At 62.3% G+C, this 25,967-nt stretch carries 21 protein-coding genes; 10 read left to right on the forward strand and 11 right to left on the reverse strand.

All coding sequences use genetic code 11. The features are described 5' to 3' along the window. Window positions 1–46: 46 nt before the first annotated feature. Together KTJ77_RS06800 and KTJ77_RS06805 are read left to right on the forward strand one after the other, a co-directional pair. On the forward strand, window positions 47–952 hold the full coding sequence (locus tag KTJ77_RS06800; RefSeq protein WP_217337677.1) for a sulfurtransferase: 906 nt from the start codon (window positions 47–49) through the stop codon (window positions 950–952). A gap of 24 nt (window positions 953–976) precedes the next feature. Beyond that, the gene (locus KTJ77_RS06805) at window positions 977–1,414 is read left to right on the forward strand and encodes a SufE family protein (RefSeq protein WP_217337678.1); all 438 of its coding nucleotides are present in this window, start codon (window positions 977–979) and stop codon (window positions 1,412–1,414) included. Here KTJ77_RS06805 and KTJ77_RS06810 read toward each other — a convergent pair. Continuing rightward, on the reverse strand, window positions 1,411–2,667 hold the full coding sequence (locus KTJ77_RS06810) for a S9 family peptidase (protein ID WP_217337679.1): 1,257 nt from the start codon (window positions 2,665–2,667) through the stop codon (window positions 1,411–1,413). The two genes, KTJ77_RS06805 and KTJ77_RS06810, sit on opposite strands and share 4 nt — an antisense overlap. Before the next feature lie 25 nt (window positions 2,668–2,692). Here KTJ77_RS06810 and KTJ77_RS06815 point away from each other — a divergent pair, with 25 nt between their 5' ends. The 4 genes from KTJ77_RS06815 (at window position 2,693) to KTJ77_RS06830 (ending at window position 7,888) form a co-directional block, all read left to right on the forward strand. Then, window positions 2,693–3,274, forward strand: a complete 582-nt coding sequence (locus tag KTJ77_RS06815; RefSeq protein WP_367948853.1) for a DUF3000 domain-containing protein — start codon at window positions 2,693–2,695, stop codon at window positions 3,272–3,274. Further along, a complete protein-coding gene (locus KTJ77_RS06820) occupies window positions 3,267–4,460 on the forward strand; it encodes an HRDC domain-containing protein (protein ID WP_367948854.1) in 1,194 nt (397 codons plus the stop codon). Before KTJ77_RS06815 ends, KTJ77_RS06820 begins: the two co-directional genes overlap by 8 nt. Window positions 4,461–4,534: 74 nt before the next feature. Then, the gene (locus tag KTJ77_RS06825) at window positions 4,535–5,737 is read left to right on the forward strand and encodes a thiolase family protein (protein ID WP_217337681.1); all 1,203 of its coding nucleotides are present in this window, start codon (window positions 4,535–4,537) and stop codon (window positions 5,735–5,737) included. A 3-nt stretch (window positions 5,738–5,740) separates the two neighbouring features. Then, a complete protein-coding gene (locus tag KTJ77_RS06830) occupies window positions 5,741–7,888 on the forward strand; it encodes a 3-hydroxyacyl-CoA dehydrogenase NAD-binding domain-containing protein (protein ID WP_217337682.1) in 2,148 nt (715 codons plus the stop codon). Window positions 7,889–7,942: 54 nt separating this feature from the next. Here the strand turns inward: KTJ77_RS06830 and KTJ77_RS06835 are convergent, their stop codons facing one another. The 7 genes from KTJ77_RS06835 to dut all read right to left on the reverse strand — a co-directional run bounded on the left by KTJ77_RS06835 (window position 7,943) and on the right by dut (window position 17,443). Then, window positions 7,943–8,947 carry a hypothetical protein gene (locus KTJ77_RS06835; RefSeq protein WP_217337683.1) on the reverse strand — a complete coding sequence of 335 codons (1,005 nt, stop codon included), beginning with the start codon at window positions 8,945–8,947 and terminating at the stop codon, window positions 7,943–7,945. Window positions 8,948–9,092: 145 nt separating this feature from the next. Next, the gene (gene dxs / locus KTJ77_RS06840; protein WP_217337684.1) at window positions 9,093–11,051 is read right to left on the reverse strand and encodes a 1-deoxy-D-xylulose-5-phosphate synthase; all 1,959 of its coding nucleotides are present in this window, start codon (window positions 11,049–11,051) and stop codon (window positions 9,093–9,095) included. 639 nt (window positions 11,052–11,690) lie between these two features. Further along, window positions 11,691–14,525 carry an aconitate hydratase gene (locus tag KTJ77_RS06845; protein ID WP_367948855.1) on the reverse strand — a complete coding sequence of 945 codons (2,835 nt, stop codon included), beginning with the start codon at window positions 14,523–14,525 and terminating at the stop codon, window positions 11,691–11,693. A 250-nt stretch (window positions 14,526–14,775) separates the two neighbouring features. Then, complete coding sequence (locus KTJ77_RS06850) at window positions 14,776–15,399, reverse strand: hypothetical protein (RefSeq protein ID WP_217337686.1); 624 nt, start codon at window positions 15,397–15,399, stop codon at window positions 14,776–14,778. Window positions 15,400–15,519: 120 nt separating this feature from the next. Next, the gene (locus KTJ77_RS06855; RefSeq protein WP_217338376.1) at window positions 15,520–16,299 is read right to left on the reverse strand and encodes a DUF3159 domain-containing protein; all 780 of its coding nucleotides are present in this window, start codon (window positions 16,297–16,299) and stop codon (window positions 15,520–15,522) included. Window positions 16,300–16,403: 104 nt separating this feature from the next. Continuing rightward, window positions 16,404–16,991 carry a DUF3710 domain-containing protein gene (locus KTJ77_RS06860; protein ID WP_217337687.1) on the reverse strand — a complete coding sequence of 196 codons (588 nt, stop codon included), beginning with the start codon at window positions 16,989–16,991 and terminating at the stop codon, window positions 16,404–16,406. Further along, the gene (dut, locus tag KTJ77_RS06865) at window positions 16,988–17,443 is read right to left on the reverse strand and encodes a dUTP diphosphatase (protein WP_217337688.1); all 456 of its coding nucleotides are present in this window, start codon (window positions 17,441–17,443) and stop codon (window positions 16,988–16,990) included. Before dut ends, KTJ77_RS06860 begins: the two co-directional genes overlap by 4 nt. A gap of 33 nt (window positions 17,444–17,476) precedes the next feature. Here dut and KTJ77_RS06870 point away from each other — a divergent pair, with 33 nt between their 5' ends. Then, complete coding sequence (locus tag KTJ77_RS06870; RefSeq protein ID WP_254367386.1) at window positions 17,477–17,944, forward strand: DUF3093 domain-containing protein; 468 nt, start codon at window positions 17,477–17,479, stop codon at window positions 17,942–17,944. On the opposite strand, the gene KTJ77_RS06875 is transcribed toward KTJ77_RS06870, so the two are convergent. Next, the gene (locus KTJ77_RS06875) at window positions 17,922–18,212 is read right to left on the reverse strand and encodes a DUF4193 domain-containing protein (RefSeq protein WP_217337690.1); all 291 of its coding nucleotides are present in this window, start codon (window positions 18,210–18,212) and stop codon (window positions 17,922–17,924) included. The two genes, KTJ77_RS06870 and KTJ77_RS06875, sit on opposite strands and share 23 nt — an antisense overlap. A gap of 280 nt (window positions 18,213–18,492) precedes the next feature. On the opposite strand from KTJ77_RS06875, the gene sepH reads away from it, so the two are divergent. Next, window positions 18,493–19,587 carry a septation protein SepH gene (sepH, locus tag KTJ77_RS06880; RefSeq protein WP_217337691.1) on the forward strand — a complete coding sequence of 365 codons (1,095 nt, stop codon included), beginning with the start codon at window positions 18,493–18,495 and terminating at the stop codon, window positions 19,585–19,587. Window positions 19,588–19,637: 50 nt separating this feature from the next. Here the strand turns inward: sepH and KTJ77_RS06885 are convergent, their stop codons facing one another. Continuing rightward, complete coding sequence (locus tag KTJ77_RS06885; protein WP_217337692.1) at window positions 19,638–20,753, reverse strand: alkaline phosphatase family protein; 1,116 nt, start codon at window positions 20,751–20,753, stop codon at window positions 19,638–19,640. A gap of 96 nt (window positions 20,754–20,849) precedes the next feature. On the opposite strand from KTJ77_RS06885, the gene KTJ77_RS06890 reads away from it, so the two are divergent. Then, the gene (locus tag KTJ77_RS06890) at window positions 20,850–23,294 is read left to right on the forward strand and encodes a DNA topoisomerase (ATP-hydrolyzing) subunit A (RefSeq protein ID WP_217337693.1); all 2,445 of its coding nucleotides are present in this window, start codon (window positions 20,850–20,852) and stop codon (window positions 23,292–23,294) included. A 64-nt stretch (window positions 23,295–23,358) separates the two neighbouring features. Here KTJ77_RS06890 and KTJ77_RS06895 read toward each other — a convergent pair whose 3' ends face one another. Continuing rightward, window positions 23,359–25,440, reverse strand: coding sequence for a DNA topoisomerase IV subunit B (locus KTJ77_RS06895; protein ID WP_217338377.1), 2,082 nt, complete (start codon window positions 25,438–25,440; stop codon window positions 23,359–23,361). A gap of 189 nt (window positions 25,441–25,629) precedes the next feature. Here KTJ77_RS06895 and KTJ77_RS06900 point away from each other — a divergent pair, with 189 nt between their 5' ends. Continuing rightward, complete coding sequence (locus KTJ77_RS06900) at window positions 25,630–25,845, forward strand: hypothetical protein (RefSeq protein WP_217337694.1); 216 nt, start codon at window positions 25,630–25,632, stop codon at window positions 25,843–25,845. Window positions 25,846–25,967: the final 122 nt, after the last annotated feature.

The raw sequence follows: 25,967 nt of genomic DNA on the forward strand, positions 1-25,967 counted from the left end.
CCGTCCCTGAACCACACTTCACACCTTTCATCCGAAGGAGTTCCTCGTGCCTATCGAGTTCGACACCTCATCCGAGAAGTTTGCCGCGTACGCGCACCCCGGAAAGCTGGTGACCGGAGACTGGCTCGAGCAACGTCTTGGACAGCCCGGTCTCGTTGTCGTCGAGTCTGACGAAGATGTTCTGCTTTACGAAGTCGGCCACATTCCTGGTGCCGTCAAGATCGACTGGCACACGGAGCTCAACCAGCCTGTTGTGCGTGACTATGTCGAGGGTGAAGGCTTCGCTGAGCTGCTCAGCCGCAAGGGTATTTCGCGCGACGACACCGTCGTGATTTACGGCGATAAGTCCAACTGGTGGGCAGCGTACGCGCTCTGGGTCTTCGAGCTGTTCGGCCATGAAGACGTTCGTCTGCTCGACGGCGGCCGCGACAAGTGGATCGCCGAAGGCCGACCGATGACGACCGACAAGACGCAACGCCCGGCAACGGAATACCCCGTCATCGAGCGCGACGACAGCGTCATTCGCGCGTACAAGGACGACGTGCTTGCACACTTCGGCAACCCGCTGATCGATGTGCGCTCGCCAGAAGAGTACTCGGGTGAACGCACCACCATGCCTGCGTACCCCGAAGAGGGCGCGCTGCGCGCCGGCCACATTCCTTCGGCACAGTCAGTGCCGTGGTCCAAGGCTGTTGACGAAGACGGTGGCTTCAAGTCGCGCGCCGAACTCGACGCCCTGTACCGCGATGGCGCTGGCCTCAAGGATGGCGACAGCATCGTGGCCTACTGCCGCATCGGTGAGCGCTCCTCGCACACCTGGTTCGCGCTTAAGTACCTACTCGGCTTCGAGAACGTCCGCAACTACGACGGTTCCTGGACCGAATGGGGATCCACCGTGCGCGTGCCGATCGTTAACGGCACCGAGCCTGGTGAGGTTCCGACCCGCCGCTAACGGCATCGTGGGAGAATGGAGGCGATGAGCACTTCACCTTTCCCCCAGTCCTTAGCGAGTATTCGCGAAGATTTCCTCGAGTTGGAGCAGCAGGATCGCCTGCTGCTCCTTCTTGAGTTTGCGAACGAACTGCCCGACATCCCTGCCGAGTACGAGGGGCACCCCGAGCTGCAGGAGCGCGTCGTCGAATGCCAGTCGCCGGTGTACATCATCGTCGATGTCGATGAAAACAATGTCGTGGCGATGCACGCGACGGCATCGAAAGAAGCGCCCACTACCCGCGGCTTCGCCAGCATTCTCGCGCAGGGGCTGACTGGCCTTTCCGCCGATGAGGTGCTTTCGATTCCCGATGACTACCCGCAGACAATTGGCCTCACCAAGGCTGTGTCTGCGCTTCGCATTGGCGGTATGACCGGCATGCTGATGCGCGCAAAGCGCCAGGTGCGCGAGAAGAAGTCCTAGCCCTCTGATTCTTCTGCAGGCACGCGGTCGGCTTCATCGCCTGTCACCGTAAGCGGCGGAACCACAACATCAGGGCGAGACGCCTCAAGTGCGCGCGCCCATGCGGTGATGGCGTTCGTCCAACGGGTCTCGTCATAGTTCCAGAGCTTCGTATGACGCGCGACCTCGAAGCTCTCGAGCGTGACGAGATCAGGACGCGCCGCTGCGAGAGCCCGTGACGCGTCAGATGGCACGAAGCCGTCATCGTCGGAGTGCAGAATCAGCGTGGGCACCTGCAAGGCGTCAGCCCGCGCCAACATATTGAGGTCGTCGAACGGAATCTTCGCCTCCGCTCCCGCGACCTTCGCCGATACCGGGTTCTCCAGCGCTGCGATTGCGAGGGAACCAATGGCAGCAGGCACGCGGTTAAGTTCTGCCTGATAAGCCAACACCTCGCGCCAATTGACCACGGGCGAGTCGAGAATGACGCCGCTGATGGCTGCCGCATGTGGCGACTGCAGCATGGTCTGCAGCACGATCGCGCCACCCATGGACCAGCCCATCAACAGAATGCGCTGAGCCCCATTACGGCGCGCATAACTGACCGCGGCATCGACATCGTGCCATTCGGTGGATCCGAGGCCATACGTGCCGCCCGCACTCCGCGGAGCATCACCGTCGTTTCGGTAAGACACGACGAGCGATGTGTAGCCAAGCGCGTGGAATACCGGAACCGCACGCAATGTTTCCGACCGCGTGGTTCCGCGGCCGTGCACCAAGATGGCCCAGGTCGTACCGCCAGGGAACAACCAAGCGGGACTCGGGCCGACAATCGTGCCGATGAGCTCAGGCGTGTAGTCAAGGCGCAGATCATCAGGCGAATCGAAATACCAACCCGAGAACGTCGCCTCGCGGTCGATGCGCGACGTGTTATCGATCTGCGTCAGCAGCTTGCGCGTCACCGTGGACTCCGTCGCCGCCAGCACAGCGCCCAGCTTGACGTAGTGAGGCGTGCCTTCAACGTGCAGACCGTAGCGGCCAGGAAGCTCGCTGTCGGGAGTACGCGTGAGCGTGATGGTCTGCGCCTTCAGATCAAACGACTCAATTTTCACGTCGGGGATGCGTGTACTTGGCGTTACCACGCGTTTTGCCATCAGCAGCGACGCCGCACCGATCGCGCTCGCCGCAAACAAAACGGCACCACCAACAACCGCCGCTAATACGCGAATAGCCGTCACGAAGGGCAACGAAACGGCGCGCCTGGAAGTCTTCATGCAGGTCTCATTCTAGTCTGGCGCCGTGACGGAAGATTCGGGACTCAGCGCTGAGTTCAGCCGCGCCCGCGAACTGGTGATGGCGTTGACGTTACGTGAAGACTTTGCCGTGCGTGAGATTCCCGCACCATCGGGTCTCGCCCCGGAAGCTCTCGCGCTCGCGGGCGACGTGCGTCCGGAAGATGATGGCGAGTCCCTTTACGGAACCGGCCGTCTCGTCCTGCTCTACGACCCTGATGTTCCGGACGGTTGGGATAGCCCGTGGCGCATCGTTTGCTTCGCCCAGGCCCCACTTGAGACGGAAATCGGAGTCGACCCTCTGCTCGCAGAGGTAGCCTGGTCTTGGTTGACTGACGCGTTGGCTTCACACCATGCGCCCTACCGCGCCGCCTCAGGCACCGCGACGAAGACCCTCTCGAGGGGCTTCGGAACGCTGGCAGAAGAGGGCGATGGGGCACAGATCGAGCTTCGCGCGTCGTGGTCTCCGACAGAAAATATTGCCGGCCATGTGGCGGCCTGGGCCGAGCTCGTTTGTATGCTCGCCGGCTTGCCGCCCGGTTCAGAACGCATCGCTGTGTTTGGTGCGAGAAAGGTCGAGCGTGACTGAATATCACGTCATCGATGACCGCTCTGAGTTTGAGCGTGCCTTAGAACAACTCGCGGACGGCACCGGTCCTGTTGCCGTTGACGTGGAACGAGCGTCTGGCTTCCGTTATTCGCAACGCGCCTACCTGATTCAGGTGTTCCGTCGCGACTCCGGCGTCTTCCTGTTTGATCCGCCCGCGATTGGTGACTTCAGCGGACTCCAGGATGCCATCGGAAGCATCCCTTGGCTGCTGCATGCGGCAAGCCAAGATCTTCCCTCGCTCCACGAAGAGGGGCTCTACCCCGACTCGATCTTCGACACTGAGCTCGCGTCGCGTCTGCTCGGTTATGACCGTGTCGGACTCGGTGCCGTCATCGAACGCACCCTGGGCATCACCCTCGCCAAGGCACACTCGGCCGATGACTGGTCGACACGTCCGCTGCCGCAATCGTGGCTCGAATACGCAGCACTCGACGTCGTCTACCTCGTCGACGCATGGGAGACGGTGCGCTCCGAGCTCGAGGAACAGGGCAAAATTGAAATTGCCCGCCAGGAGTTCGAGGCGGTCCGTTTGAAAGAGCCCAAACCCCCTCGCGAAGACCCGTGGCGGCGATTGAGCGGCCTGCACTCCGTACGCGGCCGCCGCAACCTCGCCGTAGCACGCTCGCTCTGGCAAGCGCGCGAGGATTTTGCGCGCGACCAAGATGTCTCCCCTGGCCGGCTGGTTCCGGATCGCTCCCTCGTTGCCGCCATCATGGCTAACCCCGGCTCAAAGCACGAGCTCGGAGCCCTCAAGGCATTCAACGGCCGTGCGAGCCGAACCCAACTGGACCGCTGGTGGGCCGCTATCGAACAGGGCCGCGCAGCGACGGATCTTCCCGCTGAACGCGTCTCGAGCGACACTTTGCCGCCGCCGCGCGCCTGGGCAGACCGCAACCCGGCAGCGGATCTCCGCTATAAGGCCGCACGCCCAGCCGTTGAGGGCGTTGCAGAAGCGCTCCACATGCCGACAGAGAATCTGCTTACTCCGGAATACCTGCGTCGTGTGGCCTGGGAACACCCGGGCGATGATGCGACATCCGTCGGAGCGGCGCTCCGCACACTCGGTGCCCGCGAATGGCAAATTGACGAAACCTCACAGATTATTGCCGACGCCTTTGTAGAGAGCACCCAAATCGATCCAGAGACGACTGAAACCACTTCGTAGAATCGGCCCAACTGATTCACTTCACCTCCTCCGCCTCAATAGGCTGGGTTAAATCCCACAAACTTGGAGGCAGAGTGGCCGAGATTTCGGACGTCTACTTCGTCGATGGCACGCGAACCCCGTTCGGTCGTGCAGGCGAAAAGGGCATGTACTGGAACACCCGCGCGGACGACCTCGTCGTCAAGGCGATGATCGGTCTGATGGACCGTAACCCTGACGTGCCTAAGGAACGCGTCGACGACGTGGCGATCGCAGCCACAACGCAACAGGGCGACCAGGGACTCACGCTGGGCCGCACCGGTGCGATCCTCGCCGGACTCCCCCAGACCGTGCCGGGCTTCGCCATTGACCGCATGTGTGCAGGCGCAATGACGAGCGTCACCACGATGGCAGGTTCCATCGGCTTCGGCATGTACGACATCGCCCTCGCCGGTGGTGTCGAGCACATGGGCCGTCACCCGCTTGGCGGCGACGCAGACCCGAACCCGCGCTTCCTCACGGAAAAGCTGGTGTCTGCTGACGCGCTGAACATGGGCATCACGGCTGAACGCATTCACGATCGTTTCCCCCACCTGACGAAGGAGCGTGCCGACCGCTTCGGCATGCTGAGCCAGCACAAGGCACAGGCGGCGTACGACGCAGGCAAGATTCAGCCCGACCTCATTCCGGTCGCGGTCAAGGACGCCACTGGCGCTTGGGGCCTCGCAACCGAAGACGAAGGCCGCCGCCCTGAGACCACAATGGAAGGTCTCGCGGCACTGAAGACGCCGTTCCGCCCGCACGGTCGTGTCACCGCGGGTACCGCGTCTCCTCTCACCGACGGCGCGACAATTTCGCTGCTCGCGAGCGGAACCGCGGTGAAGGAACTTGGGCTGCGCCCGAAGATGAAGATGGTTTCGTTTGCCTTCGCAGGCGTCGAGCCGGAGATCATGGGTATCGGTCCGATCCCGTCGACGGAAAAGGCCCTGAAGAAGGCCGGGCTCACGATCGATGACATCGGTCTGTTCGAGCTCAACGAAGCTTTCGCGATTCAGGTCATCTCGTTGCTCGACCACTTCGGCATCGCCGATGACGACGCTCGCGTCAACGCATGGGGTGGCGCTATCGCGCTCGGACACCCGCTCGCGGCATCCGGCGTACGCCTCATGATCCAGCTCGCAGCACAGTTCCAGGAGCGCCCTGACGTGCGCTACGGCCTCACGGCCATGTGCGTCGGTCTCGGCCAGGGCGGATCCATCATTTGGGAAAACCCGTTCTACAACGGAAAGAAGAAGTAATCCATGACGAACTACGACGCCATCGACTTCTCCTCCCTTGACGCTTTCAAGGACGACGAGGTCATCACGCACTCCGTCGTTCGCGATGTGCGCCTGGCGAGCGGCAAGGTTCTTGCGCTCATCACGCTTGACAACGGTCGCGACCACACCCGCCCGAACACGCTGGGCCCGGCGACGCTGAAGGAACTCGGCGAGACGCTTGCTGGACTCAAGGCTCGCGCGGCCGCTGGCGAAATTCACGCCGTCGGCATCACGGGCAAGCAGTACATTCTGGCAGCCGGTGCTGACCTCTCCGACGTCGCACGGGTTCCGGATTCCGCAACCGCGCTGCTTATCGGTCAGCTCGGCCACAAGGTGCTGGGGTCGCTGAGCGACCTGGGCGTTCCGTCATTCGCTTTTGTGAACGGCCTCGCGCTCGGCGGCGGTCTCGAGATAGCACTGAACTCGACCTACCGCACCGTTGACGCATCAGCCGCTGCAATTGCGCTCCCCGAGGTTTTCCTCGGTCTCATCCCCGGATGGGGTGGCGCATACCTGCTGCCGAACCTGATCGGTATTGAGAACGCGCTCGAGGTTGTCATCTCGAACCCGCTGAAGCAGAACCGCATGCTCAAGCCGCAGCAGGCTTTCGACCTTGGCATCATGGACGCGATCTTCCCCGCGGCCACGTACCTGGAAAGCTCACTCGCGTGGGCCGACAGCGTTCTGTCTGGTGCGACGAAGGTTGTTCGCAAGAACGAGCCTGGCAAGATCGAGCGCCTCACCAAGTGGCCGATCGCGATCAAGATGGCGCGCGGCATGCTCGAGTCGAAGCTCGGCACCGTGCCGAAGGCACCGTACATGGCGCTGGATCTGCTTTCTGAAGCAAAGTCGGGAACCAAGGCCGAGGGCTTTGAGCGTGAAGACGCTGCCCTCACCGAGCTCATCTCCGGTGACCAGTTCGCCGCGTCGATGTACGCTTTCGACCTCGTGCAAAAGCGGGCGAAGCGTCCCGTCGGCGCACCGGACAGGGCACTCGCGAAGAAGGTCACGAAGGTCGGCATCATCGGCGCAGGCCTCATGGCCAGCCAGTTCGCGCTTCTCTTCGTGCGCCGCCTCCAGGTTCCGGTTCTCATCACTGACCTTGACCAGGCTCGCGTGGACAAGGGTGTTGCCTACATTCACGCCGAGATCGGCAAGCTGGAGGAGAAGGGCCGCCTGGATGGTGACACCGCCAACAAGTTGCGTGGCCTGATCCACGGAACCACGGACAAGACCGAATACGCAGACTGCGACTTCGTGATTGAAGCCGTCTTCGAAGAGGTCGGCGTTAAGCAGCAGGTATTCGGCGAGATCGAAAAGATCATCGCGGACGATGCGATTCTTGCGACGAACACGTCGTCGCTTTCGGTCGAAGAAATCGGCTCGAAGCTGGCTCACCCCGAGCGTCTCGTGGGCTTCCACTTCTTCAACCCAGTCGCCGTCATGCCGCTTATCGAGATCGTAAAGACGCCCCAGACGAACGACGCCGCGCTGTCGACAGCGTTCGTGGTGGCAAAGAACCTGGGCAAGAACGGTGTTCTCACCGCTGACGCCCCCGGCTTTGTCGTGAACCGCCTGCTTGCCAAGGTGATGGGCGAGGCTGCTCGCGCTGTCTACGAGGGCACGCCAATCGACAAGGTTGAGAAGGCTTTCGGTCCGCTCGGTCTGCCGATGGGCCCGTTCCAGCTCATCGACCTGGTCGGGTGGAAGGTCGCCGCGCACGTGCAGGACACGATGGTGCGCGCTTTCCCTGAGCGCTTCTACGCCAACGACAACTTCCACGCGCTCGCTGAGCTCGATGCCGTTGTTGAAAAAGACAAGGGTGGTCGTGTGACTGGCTTCACCAAGGCTGCCGAAAAGGTCGTCAAGGGCGCAGTCGCCAATACTCCTGCCGATGAGGCAACGATTCTGCAGCGTGTGCAGGATGGCTTGGCTCAGGAGATCAAGCTCATGCTTGACGAGGGCGTTGTGCCCGAAGTCGAAGACATCGACCTGTGCCTCATACTCGGTGCAGGCTGGCCGTTTATCGACGGTGGCGCAAGCCCGTACCTTGACCGTGAGGGCGCTTCGCAGCGTGCGTTCGGAGGCTCGTTCCACGAGCCGATGATCCGCGGCATTGCGAACCGCTAACGACGCAAACGAGTGATGGCCGCCTCCGTATGGGGGCGGCCATCACTCGTATAGCTAGCGCTTTTCGTATGTGCCTTCGCCCGTGGTTCCGTCGTAGTGGAAATACGACTTCTTCGTTTCAATCGTGACATCGACACCGAGAGGCTCCTGTGCGAGAAGCTTGGTCTCGTACGCGATCACCTTGCTCCAGTACTCTTGCGCCTTCGCATTATCAACGCCAAAGGCCGTTGCAGACTTCAGGTCGGTAAGAAGGTAACGGAACGCAAGGTACGCATAGGTGTTGCCGGTATCGTGCGGTATCAGCTGCCACAGTTCACCGTTAGCCTCCATCTGGTCATACTCGTTGAGTACGCCCTCGATTGCCCCGCCCACGGTGTTGGCTGACACGCTCACCCCAGAGCGATCCGGTGCGGCGACATCAGCGTCGGGGTCAGGCTGCGGCGGAATCGATGCGCTCGGCTTCGGCTTCGGCTTGGCAGAGATCGTGGGCTGGGGCGTCGGCGTTGCCGTCGGCGTGGGTTTCTGGGTCGGCGAAGGTGGTGCCTCCGACGGCTCAGGCGTTGCCGTGGCCGTGCGGGAAGGCGTGGGTGACGGGCCCGCATCGGGGACGGCGCCATTGCCCTGGGTCAGCAACAGCGTAACGCCGACCGACGCGGCCGCGATGGCAAGGCCGGCGACGATCGCGATGACGGGCAGAACCCACTTCTTTCGCGGCTTTGGTGGCGTCGCAACGGCAGGCACCGCATACCATTCAGCACCGCCAGGCGCCGGCTGCCCTCCCCCCTGCGGCTGTGCGCCGTACGGGGGCTGCTGGCCTGGATTTGCCGCAAACGGTGCCCCGTAGCCCACGGGCGGCGTTCCGTATCCGGCAGGAATCGTTCCGTATCCGGCAGGAGGCGCACCTGCGCCGCCTGGTGATGCCCACGAACCATCACCGACGGGCGTGGTTGGTGCGGCCTGCGCGGGTGGCAGTGGCGGAACCTGCGGTAGCGGTGGCTGCGGCGGAATCTGGCCAGGTACTGGTTGCTGGCGCGACGGTTCGTTCGATGAATCAGTCATGACGGTCCCCTTAATTTCGTCACGATCAGCCTATGCCGGATGTGCGCACACACCGAACCAGCCGTTCGAAATGAAACAGCGCGGCGTCGTCCCCACCGTTGAGCAAGCGTAACCAGACGAATTACGCCTGCGCTGTACCGTGGCGTTAGCGCGTCAGGCCGGTGGGGCCGGTCTGGGCAGCAATCTGCCCGGTCCAAAGCTGACCATCCGCATGCTGGCGCGCAACAGGCACGCGTACGCCAAGCACTTGCGCCGTGACATCATGCGCGATCTTTGTCGCGGTGAGACCGGCGTCCTCGAGAATCTGGCCGCGCGTAGCGTGATCGATGAACTCGTCGGGAAGACCGAGCTCGTCAACCGCTGTGTCGATGCCCGCTTCGCGAAGCACCTGACGAATTCGCGTGCCAACGCCACCCACACGAATACCATCTTCGAGTGAGATCACGAGACGGTGACGAGCCGCGAGATCAACGACCGTCTGCGGAACCGGGATCACCCAACGGGGATCCACGACCGTGGCACCAATCCCGTGCGCCGTGAGCCGCTCCGCGACGTCCATGGCAAGGTGGGCGAAGGGTCCGATGCCAACGAGCAGAACGTCTTCCGTGCTTCCGCGGTGCAGAATGTCGACGCCACCAATGCGCTCAATGGCAGGCAGGTCAGGTGACACCTCGCCCTTCGGGAAGCGGATAACGGTGGGTGCGTCATCGACACCGACAGCCTCTTGCAAGGCTTCACGGAGCCGAGCCGCATCACGTGGCACGTTGATTTGCACGTGCGGCACGATCTGCAACATCGCAAGATCCCACATGCCGTGGTGACTGGGGCCGTCGGGGCCGGTGACACCCGCACGGTCAAGCACGAAGGTGACGCCTGCACGGTGAAGCGCTACGTCCATCAGCACCTGGTCGAAGGCGCGGTTCATGAAGGTCGCGTATATCGCGACGACGGGGTGAAGCCCACCAAACGCCATACCTGCCGCGCTCGTGACGGCATGCTGTTCGGCAATTCCGACGTCGTAAACCCGGTTCGGGAAGCGTTCCGCAAAGGGAGCAAGGCCCGTCGGTCGCAGCATCGCAGCGGTCATTGCGATAACGTCGTCGCGTTTCTCGCCGACAGCAACCAACTCGTCAGAGAAGACGTCCGTCCACCCGGTACCCGAGGTTCCGAGGGTCTCCCCCGTCTGCGGATCAATCTTGCCGACGGCGTGGAACTGGTCTGCCTTGTCGTCAAGGGCGGGTTGGTAGCCGCGCCCCTTTTCCGTGATCGCGTGCACAAGCACGGGCGCACCGTAAGATTTCGCTTGACGAAGCGTCTCGATCATGGTTTCGAGGTCGTGCCCGTCAACCGGTCCGAGGTACTTGATATCGAGGTTCGAGTACAACGCGACGTTGTTCGTAAAGCGTGAAAGGAAGCCGTGCGTGCCGCCGCGGACGCCACGGTAGACCGCGCGGCCGAATGGACCGAAAGCACGGAAAAGGCGATCGGAACCACGGTGCAGGGTCTTGTACGGAGCTGCGGTGCGCACGCGGTTCAGATAGCGCGACATGCCACCGATCGTCGGCGCGTAGGAGCGGCCATTGTCGTTGACGATGATGACCAGGTTGCGATCATTGTCATCGGTGATGTTGTTGAGCGCTTCCCACGTCATGCCGCCGGTGAGCGAACCGTCGCCAACGACCGCAACCACATGGCGGTCGGCCCGGCCGGTCTGGGTAAGCCCACGCGAGATACCGTCTGCCCAGCTCAGCGAGCTGGAGGCGTGCGAGGACTCCACAACGTCGTGCGGGCTTTCGGAACGCTGGGGGTAGCCGGCTAGTCCGCCGCGCGAGCGCAGTTTGGTGAAGTCCTGGCGACCGGTGAGGAGCTTGTGGACGTAGGACTGGTGGCCCGTATCGAAGACGAACGGATCATTCGGGGAGTCAAACACGAGGTGCATGGCGATCGTCATTTCGACGACGCCGAGGTTCGGCCCGAGGTGTCCGCCCGTTTGCGAGACGTTCTCCACAAGGAAATCTCGGATCTCCTGTGCCAACTGCTTGAGCTCAGCAATGCTCAGCTTGTCAAGGTCACGCGGCCCGGTCACGTGAGGCAGCAACGCCATCCGGGTCCTCCTTCCGGCGGGGTGGGTCTTCCCGCAACGAAGTCTCAGTCTACTCCGAGGGGACCTCAACAAGGGATGGGCATCGCCATGGGCGCGCCGATGCTCGCAGGCGGGCAGAATTCAGACGCTTATCTTCGGCACCTGAAGCTCCGCAGGTGCGCGTGTGGGGTTCCGCGCCCTGCCGCTGGCCATCTCAACTCACGCGTTCCCAGGTACCCGCGAAAGGGGTCCTGCGGAACTACTGCGACCTAGTTTCCCAGCTAGTTTGCCGCAATAGTTCCGCAGCAGCGACGATCGGGCTCCCGTGTTAGAACTGCCGTCCCATCGTCTGCGGTGCGAAGGGCGTCTTGTCGAAACTCCTGCAGTTGCGAAAAGACATCACCACAGACCCCATCAACGTGCTCAAGACCAGACGGACATGTAATCGTGTACGACCGGCCGGGCGTCGCATCAAGGTGCATACTTCTTAAATACCAAGAGCGGAGCCTCAACGCTCTCACTTTCGCGCAAATTGGCAATAATCCAGTGTTTACCTGCAGGAAGTGACAATGCCGGCGCAGGCAACCGCATATGGCGCCATCACAAAAACGCCACGTGCCCACCCCCATTCGGGGGCGGGCACGTGGCGTTTTTAACTACTTAGACCAGCGAACGCAACACGTACTGGAGGATGCCACCGTTGCGGTAGTAGTCAGCCTCACCAGGCGTGTCGATACGAACGGTTGCCTCGAACGTGACCGTCTCCTTACCAGCGGGCGAGAACTCGCTCGGGGCTGCGGTAACGGTGACCGTCTTCGGGGTAACGCCCTCGTTCAGCTTCTCCAGGCCCTCGATCGAAACGATCTCGGTGCCGTCGAGGCCGAGCGATGCCCAGCTTTCGCCGGCAGGGAACTGCAGCGGAACAACGCCCATACCGATGAGGTTCGAGCGGTGAATGCGCTCGAAGCTCTCCGTGATGACAGCCTTGACGCCGAGCAGGCTCGTACCCTTCGCAGCCCAGTCACGGGACGAACCCGAACCGTACTCCTTGCCACCGAAGACAACGAGCGGGGTGCCCTCTGCCTGGTAGTTCTGGCATGCGTCGAAGATGTACGACTGCGGGCCGCCTGCCTGCGTGAAGTCACGCGTGAAGCCACCTTCGATTTCAGCGCCGTCGTTGACAGCGCGAACGAGCTGGTTCTTCAGGCGGATGTTCGCGAAGGTTCCGCGGATCATGACTTCGTGGTTACCACGGCGCGAACCGTAGGAGTTGAAGTCCTTCTGTGCCACACCGTGCTCGGTGAGGTACTGAGCAGCGGGCGTACCGGCCTTGATATTACCTGCGGGGCTGATGTGGTCGGTCGTGACCGAGTCACCCAGCGTCGCCATGACGCGTGCGCCCGTGATGTCCTTCACCGGGGTGAGGTCCATCGACATGCCGTCGAAGTACGGAGCCTTACGAACGTAGGTCGAAGCCTCGTCCCACTCGAAGATCGCGCCGTCAGGCGTCGGAAGGTTCTTCCAGCGGTCGTCGCCCTCGAAAACGGTGGCGTACTGCTTGATGAACTGCTCACGCGAGATCGACGTGTCGATGACCTCCTGAACCTCTTCAGGCGAAGGCCAGATGTCCTTCAGGAAGACGTCGTTGCCGTCAGCGTCCTGGCCGAGGGCGTCCGTCTCGAAGTCGAAGTGCATCGAACCGGCGAGAGCGTATGCCACGACCAGCGGCGGGCTGGCGAGGTAGTTCATCTTCACGTCGGGGCTGATGCGTCCCTCGAAGTTACGGTTACCCGAGAGGACTGCCGTGACGGCGAGGTCGTTCTCGTTAATCGCAGCCGAAACCTCTTCGATCAGCGGACCGGAGTTACCGATGCAGATCGTGCAACCGTAACCCACGGTATAGAAGCCGAGACCCTCAAGTGACTTGTCGAGGCCAGACTTCTCGTAGTAGTCGGTGACAACCTTCGAGCCCGGGCCGAGCGTGGTCTTGACCCACGGCTTCTGCTTCAGACCCTTAGCCAGCGCGTTGCGAGCCAAGAGGCCAGCGGCGAGCATGACCGACGGGTTCGAGGTGTTCGTGCAAGACGTGATGGCAGCCAGCGTGACAGCACCGTTGTCGAGCGTGTAGCTGAGGCCATCGGGGGTCTCAACGTGAACCGGCTTCGATGCGTTTGCCGGAGCACCACTGTTGATGTGTACCGGACGCGTCGTGGTGTCTTCTTCACCGGGGACCGCACCAGGGTCAGATGCAGGGAAGGAGTGCTTCGACTCGAGGTCAACGATGTCGTCGCTCGTCGATGCCGTTGCGTAGTTGAGAATGTCCTTCTCGAACTGTGCCTTCGACTCCGACAGCAGGATGCGGTCCTGCGGACGCTTCGGGCCTGCGATCGACGGAACAACCGTCGACAGGTCAAGCTCCATGTACTCCGAGTACGCGGCTTCCTTGTCAGCGTCGTGCCAGAGGCCCTGCTCCTTGGCGTATGCCTCAACGAGGTCAACAGCCTGGTCGTCGCGGCCCGTCAAACGCAGGTAGTCAAGGGTGACGTCATCGATCGGGAACATTGCAGCGGTCGAGCCGAACTCGGGCGACATGTTACCGATGGTGGCGCGGTTTGCCAGCGGCACCGAACCAACACCAGCACCGTAGAACTCAACAAACTTGCCGACGACGCCGTGCTTGCGCAGCATGTCGGTGATCGTGAGAACAACGTCGGTTGCGGTCACGCCTGCGGGGATTTCACCCGTGAGCTTGAAGCCGACAACGCGCGGGATGAGCATCGAGACGGGCTGGCCGAGCATGGCTGCCTCTGCCTCAATACCGCCAACGCCCCAACCAAGAACACCGAGGCCGTTGACCATCGTGGTGTGCGAGTCGGTACCGACACAGGTGTCGGGGTACGCCTGCAGCACGCCAGCGTTGGTGCGGTCGTAGATGACCTTAGCCAGGTGCTCAATGTTGACCTGGTGGACGATACCGGTTCCCGGGGGAACAACCTTGAAGTCGTCGAATGCCGTCTGGCCCCAACGAAGGAACTGGTAGCGCTCGCCGTTGCGCTCGTACTCGATCTCCACGTTGCGCTCGATGGCGTCGGGGCGGCCGAAGAGGTCTGCGATGACCGAGTGGTCGATGACCATTTCAGCCGGCGACAGCGGGTTGATCTTGTTGGGGTCGCCACCAAGTGCCGTCACGGCCTCACGCATGGTCGCAAGGTCAACGATGCAGGGCACACCGGTGAAGTCCTGCATGACGACGCGAGCCGGCGTGAACTGGATCTCCGTGTCGGGCTCAGCCGCCGGGTCCCACGATCCAAGAGCCTGGATCTGTTCCTTGGTTACGTTTGCTCCATCTTCTGTGCGGAGCAGGTTCTCGAGGAGAACCTTGAGGCTGAACGGGAGCTTCTGGTATCCCTCGACGGAGTCGAGCCGGAAGATCTCATAGTCGGTGCTGCCGACCGTCAGGGTGCTTTTTGCACCAAAGCTGTTCACCGTTGACACGAGGCTCTCTCCTTTGCGCCGGTCTATCCTGCTGATCTCCATCTTGGGGCTCAAAGGCCCCGGCGGCTAGCAAGGTGCGCCTTACCAGTTTCCGCGCCTTAGTGCGAGAGATCAACCCGTCAAAAGTATCTTGACGTCAAGATAAATCTAGCATGATTGCCGAATGACAGCCCGAACCCCTGAGTATGTCGCGCGTTCACGCTCCCCGCTTTCCGCCGGTTCCGCTCTCACGGCTGTCGTCGTGGTTCCGCTAATGCGTCGTGGGGCGAGCCGAACCACGGCGCGCATTCTCGAAGCCGGCAACGGCAAAGCTGGCGATGAGGCGCACGACGACGTAGATTACTGCGCTGGCAACCAAGATCAGCGGCACGAATACCAGCCCTGCCAGGACCGCGCCGACATATGCCTGATCAGCGACGCGGCTAGCGAGCGCGCCGACATCGAGGCCGAGGAACAGCACGACGAGCAGCACAATCGTGCCGAGCACGGCGCCCTGCAATCCGCGACGCATACCCCAGCGCCGTTGCGTGCCGAACAGGTTCACGACCTCAATCGCAGCCGCCGCTGCCAGCAGACTGAACGTGGAGGCAAGATCGATCTCCTGCCCGCCCCACAGCGCGGCCGCGCCGTAGATACCGGCAACCATGGCGACTGCGGCCAGTAAGGCGGCGCCATGAACGCGGAAGAACAGCTGCGGCACCGACAGGGCGACAACGGCCCATACCGCCTGCCACGGGCCGAGCTCGCCGCCAGGCCACCAGAGAACGATGCTCGCGAGCACGCCAGTCACGATCGACGCCACGACGGCTAACAGCCCCCACCTGCTGGGCCGGTTCAGCACTTGATCCCACGTGGCGTTCGATTCATCCGGCACACGATCTCCGCCCGACACCCCGTCCCCTTTCGTTTCCCGAGACATTAGCGCTTTGTGCGCCGTAGCCCGGGCAGCCATTCACAACCCCTGGGACGACATCACGGCGCCGGAACAACGGGTTTAGGTTGCGGGAGTGGTACCGGGTTCGGTGTCGGTGGGTGCCGCATCTGTCGCGGGCGGGGCCTTCGCATAGAGCGAGCGCACCGCGAGCCACGTCACCGCGACCATGGGCGCGAACAGCGGGATCCCCATGACGAGTTTCACGGTCGCCAGAGTCGCAAGCGCGTCCTCGCCCTGAAGGTAGATCGGAACCTGAACGGCAAGGCGCGCGAAGAACAGCCCTGCCCACGCGACGGTCAGCCAGAAGTACACCCTACGCTTGCGCTTCGAGCGTCGCCATGCGGTGCCCTCGCTCATCAGATAGCCACCGATGAGTCCGATGATTGACCATCCGATCAGCGCGGAAATGAGCAGGCCGGAACCATAGGCTGCGTTCGTGAGGAAGCCCGGGATGAAGTTGTTTTCAGCTTTGCCGGTGAAGAGGGCAAATCCAGCAGCGATGATCGCCGCGATGAGCCCACCGATTGCCGCAGCAGGTGGCGTCTTAGCGACGAGTCGCGCCACAGTGAACACCGCGGCGACCGCGACCGAGACACCAATCGCCAGCCACGCATCCTGCGTGAATGCGAACGTCGCAATGAAGATCAACGAAGGTACGACAGACTCGACGACGCCGCGCCAGCCGCCCATCGCACCCCACACGACGTGGCCGGTCGTGGCTTGCTCGGCCGGGTCGAGGCCCGCACGACGAGCAGCCTCACCCAACGCCGCGCTCAGCACATCGGAGACTTTTGGTTCCGGCGCCGTCGATGGCGCTTCTGAATTCCCGCCGCTAACCACAGAACTTTCGGAGTTTGCATCACCGGTAGCGCGGGTTCCGGAACCAGAACCTGCGGCGGCTGTGTCTGCTGCGGATCCGTCTGCAGGGTCGAGACCGTCGTGCGTCACGCTGCGCCCGGGGTAGCCGGCATCTTCAGCGGAATCAGATCGCGCGGGGGCATGGGCGATCCGCCACGCACAACCACGATCGAACGGAACAGGTCTTCGATGTGCTGCGCCGCTTCGAGATCATTCGTTGCTTTGCCACTCACCACACCACGCAGGAACCACCGCGGGCCATCCACGCCGATAAAGCGGGCCAGGCGCATGCCGCCTTCTCCCCCGGCGATCACCGGAACCTCAGCAAGAAGCTCAGGGCCAAGGGGGCCTTCACGCTCTTCAACGCGTCCGCCCTGCTGCTTGACCTGTTCGCGAATCTGTGCGCGCGTCTCGGCCCACAGTCCCGTCGAACGCGGAGCAGCGAACGGCTGCACCTGCAACGACGATTCCGCATAGTCAAGACCGACGGCGACGATTCGCTTGGTCTGCTCTTCCACCTCGAGTCGCAGGTTCAGGCCTTCGCGCGGCAGAATCTTGATGCCACCGAGGTCGATGTACGGGCGAACAGGGTTCGCTTCCGCCTCGTCAAACGGGCCAGCCGTTGCGCGATCTTCCGGAGCGTTCTTACCGAACTCTTCGATGTCGTCAGTCATGCCTTTTCCTCAATCTTGTGGCCGAATCCGCTCGAGCCAAATCCACCTTCACCGCGCATACTCTCCGGCAATTCTTCCACCGGGATGAAGGTCACGCGGGGCACCGGCATCACAATCATCTGCGCGATCCGGTCGCCAACGGCAATGTCGTAGGGGGTGTCCTGGTCAGTGTTGAGCAGACACACCTTGATCTCGCCACGGTACCCCGCATCGATGGTTCCTGGCGAGTTCACAATCGTGATTCCGTGCTTTGCTGCCAGTCCACTGCGCGGAACCACGAATGCGGCAAAGCCCTCGGGTAGCGCAATACGCACACCGGTGCCGACAAGACGGCGCTCCCCTGGTGCAAGCGTGAGCGCTTCAGACGAGCGCAGATCAGCACCAGCGTCACCGGGATTCGCATACACCGGAAGATCGGGTGCGAGAATGAGGACATCCACAGAATCAGTCACTCATCGAGGGTAATGCAGAATTCAGCCAGTTCCATGTCCACTAGCCGCACCTATCGCGAACGGCTGACGCCGTCGCTGTGGTTGATTGTGGCTGCCATGATCGTTGCGCCGATGTCCGCACTCGTGTTTATGCGCGACAACGGATCGATCGCGCTGATCGCAGGCGGTGTTGTCGCTATCGCCGTCGTCGCGCTGATGCTGTCCACGTCCAAGGTGGTGGAGGTCTCCGGAGGCGAGCTACGCATCGGAAAGGCACACATCCCGGTGGAGTTTCTCGGAGAACCGGTCGTCACGACCGGTTATGAAGCTCGTCTGGCGCGAGGTCAAAACCTCAAAGCGCACAGCTTCACCACAATCCGGGGCGGAATCGACGGGATTGTGACTGTTGCAGTCGTAGATCCCGCCGATTCAACACCGGCGTGGGTGGTGTCCTCACGGACACCCGACCGCCTCGCGGCGGCCATTGGGGTTGCGCAGGCTATGCGCACTCGCGGCAAATAGGACCTGCCGCTGAGTCATGATCGAGCTGCGAGCGGTGCTTAACAAGGAAGCACTCCACGCACGTGAACTCGTCTTCCTGCGGAGGCAGGACGACAACATCCAGTTCGATGTCAGACAGGTCTGCGCCAGGAAGTTCAAAGCCTGAGGGGTTATCTGAGTCCTCAGCGTCTACCGAGCCCGAAAGCTTGTCAGGTACACGCTCCTTGAGGGCCTCGATCGACTCGCTTTCGTCTTCGTTCTTGCGCGGGGCGTCGTAATCGGTGGCCATGTCGGGGGATTTCTCTACTTCCGATAGATATTGGGGGTAGTGCCGTGAAATTGGGCTACAAACAGTGTGTGCCTAACGGGTTCAGGCGGCGATAGTCTGCACGACCTGGAGCCGTTTAGCAAATGCAATACCGACTTTCAGATCGATAGTCAACACTTTTCTCTCAATTCCGGTGCGCACTTCGATTCAAAACCCGCGGCGCGCCCGTTCTATTCCCCGGTTTCTGCGCTGGTCTGTGTCACGATGTTTCGGTAAACCTACGTTCGGAAGAGGCCTGGCCATGGATCAGCTCACAATCGTCGGCACGGAGGATGACAAGCTCATCCTCGCGACGGAATCCGGCGAACGTTTCTCCGTTGCGATCGACGACGTCTTGCGTGTCGAATTGCGCAAGGCGCGCCCCGCTGCGACGCCAAACGACACGCCCCGCGCCAGCCCCCGCGATATTCAAATGCACATTCGCGCTGGCCTTTCGGCTGCGGAGGTCGCTGAACTTCTCGGTACCACCGTCTCCGATGTCGAACGCTACGAAGGGCCCGTCCTCGCCGAGCGCGAACACATCGTGAACCAAGCGCTCGCCGTTCCCGTGCTGATGGGTGGCGAGTTGGAACCGGATGGTTCCCTCAGCTTCGGAGCAGCCATTCGCGCAAAGCTCGCGGATGTCGGCGCCGAAGGCGAACTCTGGTCCAGCTGGAAAGACGACGCGGGCTGGACCATTAAGGTCGAGTTCACCGCGAGCGATGTCGACCATGACGCGCGCTGGTCGTTTGACCCTCGCCGCTCCACTCTCGCTCCCCTCAACACGGACGCGACCCAGCTCTCCAGACAAGGTTCCCTCCCGGAGGGGCTGATCCCGCGTCTGCGCGCGCTGGATAGCAACCCGTTCAAGGATGACTCGCGCTTTGATTCCGGCGCGTTCGGGCCGCGGCGTCTGCCCGACCCCGAGCCGGCTGCCGAGCCCGAAAGCGCCGAAGCCGAAGCTGAGCCCGCGTCGCGCCCGACAACGGCCGCAGATGCTGCGGTGAAGCGTGCTCCTGAGCCCGAGAACCACACGAGCCCTGACACGGCCGACCTGCTGGAAGCGCTGAGGCGCCGGCGCGGTCAGCGCGAACCTGCGCCGATGGTGAGTGAGCCCCCAGCAGAACCCGCAGCACCTGGCCCCAAACGTCGCGCAAATGACGACGGCTTGGTGTCGCTGTTCGGCGACCTCGACAAGTCAGCCTCGAACACAGAGCCCGACCACGACGACGATGAGATCGTCGCAGAAAAGCGCGCAGCTGCCGAACGCGACAAGCATCAGGGCGGCCGCCGCAAGGGCCGCACGTCTATGCCGTCGTGGGACGACATTGTGTTCGGCGCGCGCACCGACGAATAGCAACTCACCACACCGCAGCGAGCGGAATACGGCGAGCCTCGCGCCGTGGGTCAGTTCTGCGCAAATGCGCCAGCGCGCAGCATCGGAACCATCAGCTCTTCCGGCGAGATCGAGCCGTGCTGGCCGATCATTCGTTGCGCGCCCTTATCGTCCAGGGTGTCGTCGTAGAAAGCCCAGAGCCCGCGGGCGGCGACCAGAACGTCTCCGATACGCGGTACGACGTCGACGCTCACAGCACCAAAGAGGCCAGCGGCAATGGCGTCGTCACGCGTCACCACGTCTGCCGTATTGCCGCTGTGCACCTGCCAGCGCTCAGCCAGCGCTCGCACGTCGGCATCTGGTTCCGCGTACACGTGCAGCATGCGCGGTTCGCCTCCGAGATGAGCAACGCCCTGCCAGCGTGGATCCTTTTCGCCCAGCAGCACGTGCCGGGTGTTTGGCACGTCAATCATTCCATGATCCGCCGTGATGAGAACCCCAACGCCGTCGGGAATGCTCGGCGCAAACGCCGCATCAACATCTTCCAGCGCGGCAAGCCACCGCGCGCTGTCGATACCGCGGCTGTGGCCGGCTTTGTCGACCTCAGGCATGTAGCAGTAGACGACGGAACCATCGTGCTCGTCGGCGAGAGCGAGCGCCTTCGCGAAGCGCTCACGCAACACGTCAGTGGGCACGTACTCGGCACCGCGCAAAACCGCCTGGCTGAAGCCAGAACCGGCGTAGCCCGCGGGGCCGACGGCGAACGTGCGATGGCCGGCACGCGCAGCGCGCTCGAAAATGGTCTCGCACCGCTGCCACGTCGCCGGGTCGAGGCCATCGTGCTCCCACCCTGAAAGCTGATTGGCAAGCTGGCCAGTGGCCGTGTTCATGACGCGGTAGCCGACGAGGCCGTGTGTACCCGGGTCAGCACCCGTCAGGATTGCGGTGAGCGCCGCTGCCGTCGTCGAAGGGAAAACGGAGTGGCCGACCCCGCGTTTGGTGACGAGCGCGCTGAGGCGACGGGCGTGCCCGGAGTGTGCGCGCAGTTGCATGATGCCGAGCCCGTCAATAACGACAAGGACGACAGATCGCGCGCGTCCGAAGGCGGATTCGCCGGTCATCGCGGCAAGCAACTCCGACGCCACCCCGGTGATGCTCCGAGAGTGTGCGGCGGGGACAGGTAGCATAAAAGGCATCGTGGTCAGTCTTCCATATCGTGAAGAAAACCCGCCTGACGTAGGAGCTGACGCTCCCCCCACTCGCTCTCCGGGAGCCCGCACCGTATGCCTCGCAACACACCGACGAATGAACCCATCCAAGAACGCATCGAAGACGTCGATGTCTCTGCAGAAATGCAAGGGTCATTCCTGGAGTACGCGTATTCCGTTATCTACTCCCGCGCTCTTCCTGATGCGCGCGATGGTCTGAAGCCGGTTCAGCGCCGCATTCTGTACCAAATGGCAGACATGGGTCTGCGCCCAGACAAGGGCCATGTGAAGAGTGCCCGCGTTGTCGGTGAGGTGATGGGTAAGCTGCACCCCCACGGTGACGCTGCCATCTACGACGCCATGGTGCGTCTTGCACAGCCGTTTGCTATGCGCGTCGCACTGGTTGATGGCCACGGCAACTTTGGTTCTCTTGACGATGGCCCTGCCGCTTCGCGTTACACCGAAGCGCGCCTCGCGGCACCAGCACTCTCGCTGACGGAAAATCTCGACGAAGACGTCGTTGATTTCGTTCCGAACTACGACGGACAGTTCATGCAGCCCGCCGTGCTGCCCGCCGGCTACCCCAACCTGCTTGTCAACGGCGCCAGCGGCATCGCCGTTGGTATGGCAACGAACATGGCACCGCACAACCTCATCGAGGTTGTCGCTGGCGCGTTGCACCTGTTGGAGAATCCGGACGCATCGACCGAAGAGCTCATGGAGTTCATCCCGGGCCCGGATTTCCCCTCAGGCGGAATAGTGATGGGTCTCGACGGTGTCAAGGACGCGTACGAGTCCGGGCGCGGCGCGTTTAAGGTGCGCAGCAAGGTGTCGATCGAGCCGCTTGGCCCGCGCCGCACAGGGATCGTCGTGACGGAACTGCCTTACCAGGTGGGCCCCGAGCGCGTCATTGACAAGATCAAGGACGCCGTCAACTCGAAGAAGCTGCAGGGTATTTCCGACGTCACGGACCTCACTGACCGACTGAATGGCATGCGCCTGGTCATCGGAGTCAAGACCGGCTTTGATGCCAATGCGGTTCTTGAGCAGCTTTATCGCTTGACGCCTTTGGAAGACTCGTTCTCCATCAACAACGTTGCCCTCGTTGAAGGCCAGCCGCGCACGCTCGGCTTGAAGGAACTCCTGTCGGTCTACCTCAAGCACCGCATCGAGGTTGTCACCCGCCGCTCGAACTACCGTGTCGCGCGCCGCAAGGAACGCCTCCACCTGGTTGAGGGCCTCCTCCTCGCCATTCTCGACATTGACGAAGTCATCCAGGTCATTCGGTCATCTGACGACTCGGAGACGGCACGTCAGCGTCTGCAGCAGGTCTTCGAGCTGTCCGAGCTGCAGGCGGAGTACATTCTCGAGTTGCGTTTGCGCCGCCTCACCAAGTTCTCGCGCATTGAACTCGAGTCTGAGCGCGACAAGCTGCTCGCTGAGATCGCAGCGTTGGAAGAACTCCTGTCAAGCCCCGCACTCCTGCGCAAGCAGGTCGCCACCGAGCTTGACGCGGCCGCCGACACGTTCGGCACGCCGCGGCGCACGCTCCTCATGAATGCCAAGCCTGCGGTTGCTCGCTCGGCAAAGGCGGCCGCCGCTGACCTGCAGATTGCGGATTCCCCCACTCAGATCCTGCTGTCGGCAACCGGTCGCGCGGTGCGTCTTGAGCTTGCCGAAGGGCAAACGATCGCGACACCCGCACGACGCAGCAAGCATGATGCCGTGCTCGCAACGCTGGAGACGACAACACGCGCCGAGGTCGGTGCGGTCACCAACATGGGCCGCGTTCTGCGCTTCTCCCCCGTCGATCTGCCGTCGATTCCGCCTGCGTCCGTCCAGTTGGCCGCCGGCGTTCCGCTCCGCGACTACCTGGGCATTACCGACAAGAAGGAACGCGTTCTCGCCCTCATCCGATTCGATGATGAGACGCCACTTGCGCTCGGAACCCGTGAGGGTGTTGTCAAGCGCATTGTGCCTTCGACGATCCCGGTGCGACCTGAAGTCGAAATCATCGGCCTCAAGTCTGGCGACGAGGTTGTTGGCGCGGCTCTTGCCCCCGACGCCTCCGACGTTGTTTTCGTCACGTCTGACGCCCAGCTTCTGCACTACTCGTCAGCCATGGTGCGTCCGCAGGGTGCCCCTGCAGGCGGTATGGCCGGTGTGAAGCTTGCCACCGGTGCATCGGTGATCGCGTTCAACGTGGTTCCGATCGGTGCCGAGGCCATCGTCGCCACGGTATCGGGCGCCGATGCGTTCATTGACGGTATTGATGCAGGCCGCGCGAAGGTCTCGGACTTCTCCGAGTTCCCCAGCAAGGGCCGCGCAACCGGTGGTGTGCGCGCGCACGCGTTCCTCAAGGGCGAGTCACGACTCACCGTCGCGTGGGTCGGCGAGAATCCACGGGCTATCGGAACCGATGGTTCCGCCCGTGTCCTGCCTCCAGGCGGCTCCCGCCGTGATGGTTCCGGAACCGCGCTCGACGCGGTCGTCGGATTCATTGGTTCCGCCATCGCATAAGCACGCAACGATAAACGAAACCCGCCTGCTCGCTGGAACAGGCGGGTTTTTCTATCCGGCGCGATCAGGCGTCGATAGCTTCGCGCGAGAGCCGGTCGGAGGACTCGATGATGAACTCGCGGCGTGGTGGCACGTCGGTGCCCATGAGCAGCTCAAATACCCGTCCGGCGGCCTCGACGTCTTCCAAACGCACTCGGCGCAGCAGACGGCCTGCGCGGTCCATCGTCGTCGATGCGAGCTGCTCAGCGTCCATCTCACCGAGACCCTTGTACCGCTGAATCGGCTCTTGCCAGCGCTTGCCCGACTTCGTGAGCTTGGCGAGCAGTTTGTGCAGCTCAGCCTCGCTGTAGGTGTAAATCGTCTCGTTGGGCTTGGAGCCCGGGTTCATGACGATGACGCGGTGCAGGGGCGGCACAGCGGCATACACGCGGCCATCCTCAACGAGGGGACGCATGTAGCGGTAGAACAGCGTCAGCAGCAGGGTGCGAATGTGAGCGCCGTCAACATCGGCGTCACTCATCAGAATCACCTTGCCGTAGCGCGCCTGGCTGAGATCAAACGAGCGACCGGAACCAGCACCAACGGTTTGAATGATGGCCGCGCATTCGAGGTTGGAGAGCATGTCGCTCACCGAAGCCTTTTGCACGTTGAGAATCTTGCCTCGAATGGGCAGCAGCGCCTGGAACTCGCTGTTGCGGGCAAACTTTGCCGTGCCGAGCGCCGAGTCACCCTCAACGATGAACAGTTCAGACTGTTCGACGTCGTTCGAGCGGCAGTCAACGAGCTTGTTGGGTAGCGAAGAGGACTCCAGCGCGTTCTTGCGGCGCTGGGTTTCTTTATGCGCGCGTGCAGACACACGCGCCTTCATTTCGGCGACAACCTTGTCGAGCAGCTGAGCTACCTGCGTCTTGTCGTCACGCTTGGTGGAGGCAAAGCGGCTCTGCAGGTCTTTGCGAAGCACCTGGGCCACGATCGACTTCACCGCAGGAGTGCCAAGCACTTCCTTCGTCTGGCCTTCGAACTGCGGCTCAGGCAGCGTCACATTGAGCACGGCCGTGAGGCCCGCGAGCACATCGTCTTTCTCAACTTTGTCGTTGCCGACCTTCAAACGACGCGCATTCTTCTCAATCTCGCTGCGCATCTGCTTGAGGAGCTCTTGCTCAAAGCCCTGCTGGTGCGTTCCGCCCTTCGGCGTCGCAATGATGTTGACGAAGGAACGCGTCGTGGTGTCGTATCCGGTGCCCCAGCGCATTGCGATATCGACGTGGCACACGCGCTCGATCTCGGTTGTAACCATGGAGCCGTTTGCCTGCAGCACCGGCACGGTCTCTTTGAAGGTTCCTTCGCCCTGCACACGCCACGTGTCAGTGACAGGCGCGTCGGTGGCGAGGTACTCAACAAATTCGCTCAGCCCACCGTCGTATTTGAACGTGGTTTCGATGGGCTCTTCACCGCGTTCATCGGTGATCGTGATGCCGAGACCCGGAACCAGGAAAGCGGTCTGGCGGGCGCGGGTACGGAGGTCTTCGAGTTGAAACTCTGCATCCTTCGTAAAGATCTGCTTGTCTGCCCAGTAGCGCACACGTGTTCCGGTGACGCCCTTACGCGCCTTGCCGATAACCCGCAGCTCGCTGCCATCTTTGAACGGAGTGAACGGCGCGTCAGGGCGCGCCTCACCATCATCAGCAAAGTTTCCGGGTTCTCCGCGGTGAAACGACATCGCGTAGGTTTTGCCGCCGCGATCAACCTCGACATCGAGGCGCTCACTCAGGGCGTTGACAACGGAGGCACCGACACCGTGCAGACCACCGGAAGCGGCGTACGAGCCGCCACCAAACTTGCCACCCGCGTGGAGCTTTGTGAACACAACCTCGACACCGGTGAGGCCGGTGCGGGGCTCAACGTCAACCGGGATACCGCGACCGCTGTCGCGCACCTCGACGGAGCCATCAGCGCGCAACACAACGTCGATGGTGGATCCGTTGCCAGCAACAGCTTCGTCAACGGAGTTGTCAATGATCTCCCACAGGCAGTGCATGAGACCGGGCGAACCGTTCGAGCCGATATACATACCGGGGCGCTTACGAACAGCCTCCAGGCCTTCGAGCACCTGAAGATGATGGGCGGAATACTCGGAGGTCACAATGATCAAGCCTAATCGCCCGCACCGACACTCCCGCCTATTGACGCGCAGTATCGTGGGCCTCAGTCCGTCCACCACGGCGTTGGCGTACGCGGTGAGCGAAACACGGGGGCTGAACCGGCCCGCGCTCAGAATTGCGTGGTTTGATAAATAGAACCCGAACACCAGGGAAACGACACGAGGAGGCACCCGATGACGACAGCAACTACGCAGACGGAGACCGTGTCCTACCGCCTGACAGCAGCGGATCGTTGCGACTCCTGCGGCGCGCAGGCATACATTGCCGCGGAGGTAAACGGCAGCGAACTCCTGTTCTGCGCGCACCATGGTCGTAAATACGAAGAGAAGCTTCGCGCGGTAGCCACGACGTGGCACGACGAGACAGCACGTCTCGCAGAGGTCGACTGACCTTCGCGCACACATAAGAAAAGGCACCGATTCGTCGGTGCCTTTTCTGCGTTTCACTCCCCCGCACCCGCACGCCGAGCGACCGGATCGAGACGGAGTGCGCCGCCCCTGAGCGGGCGGCG

This window comes from Microbacterium sp. NC79 (genome assembly GCF_019061125.1).
Taxonomy (GTDB): Bacteria; Actinomycetota; Actinomycetes; order Actinomycetales; family Microbacteriaceae; genus Microbacterium.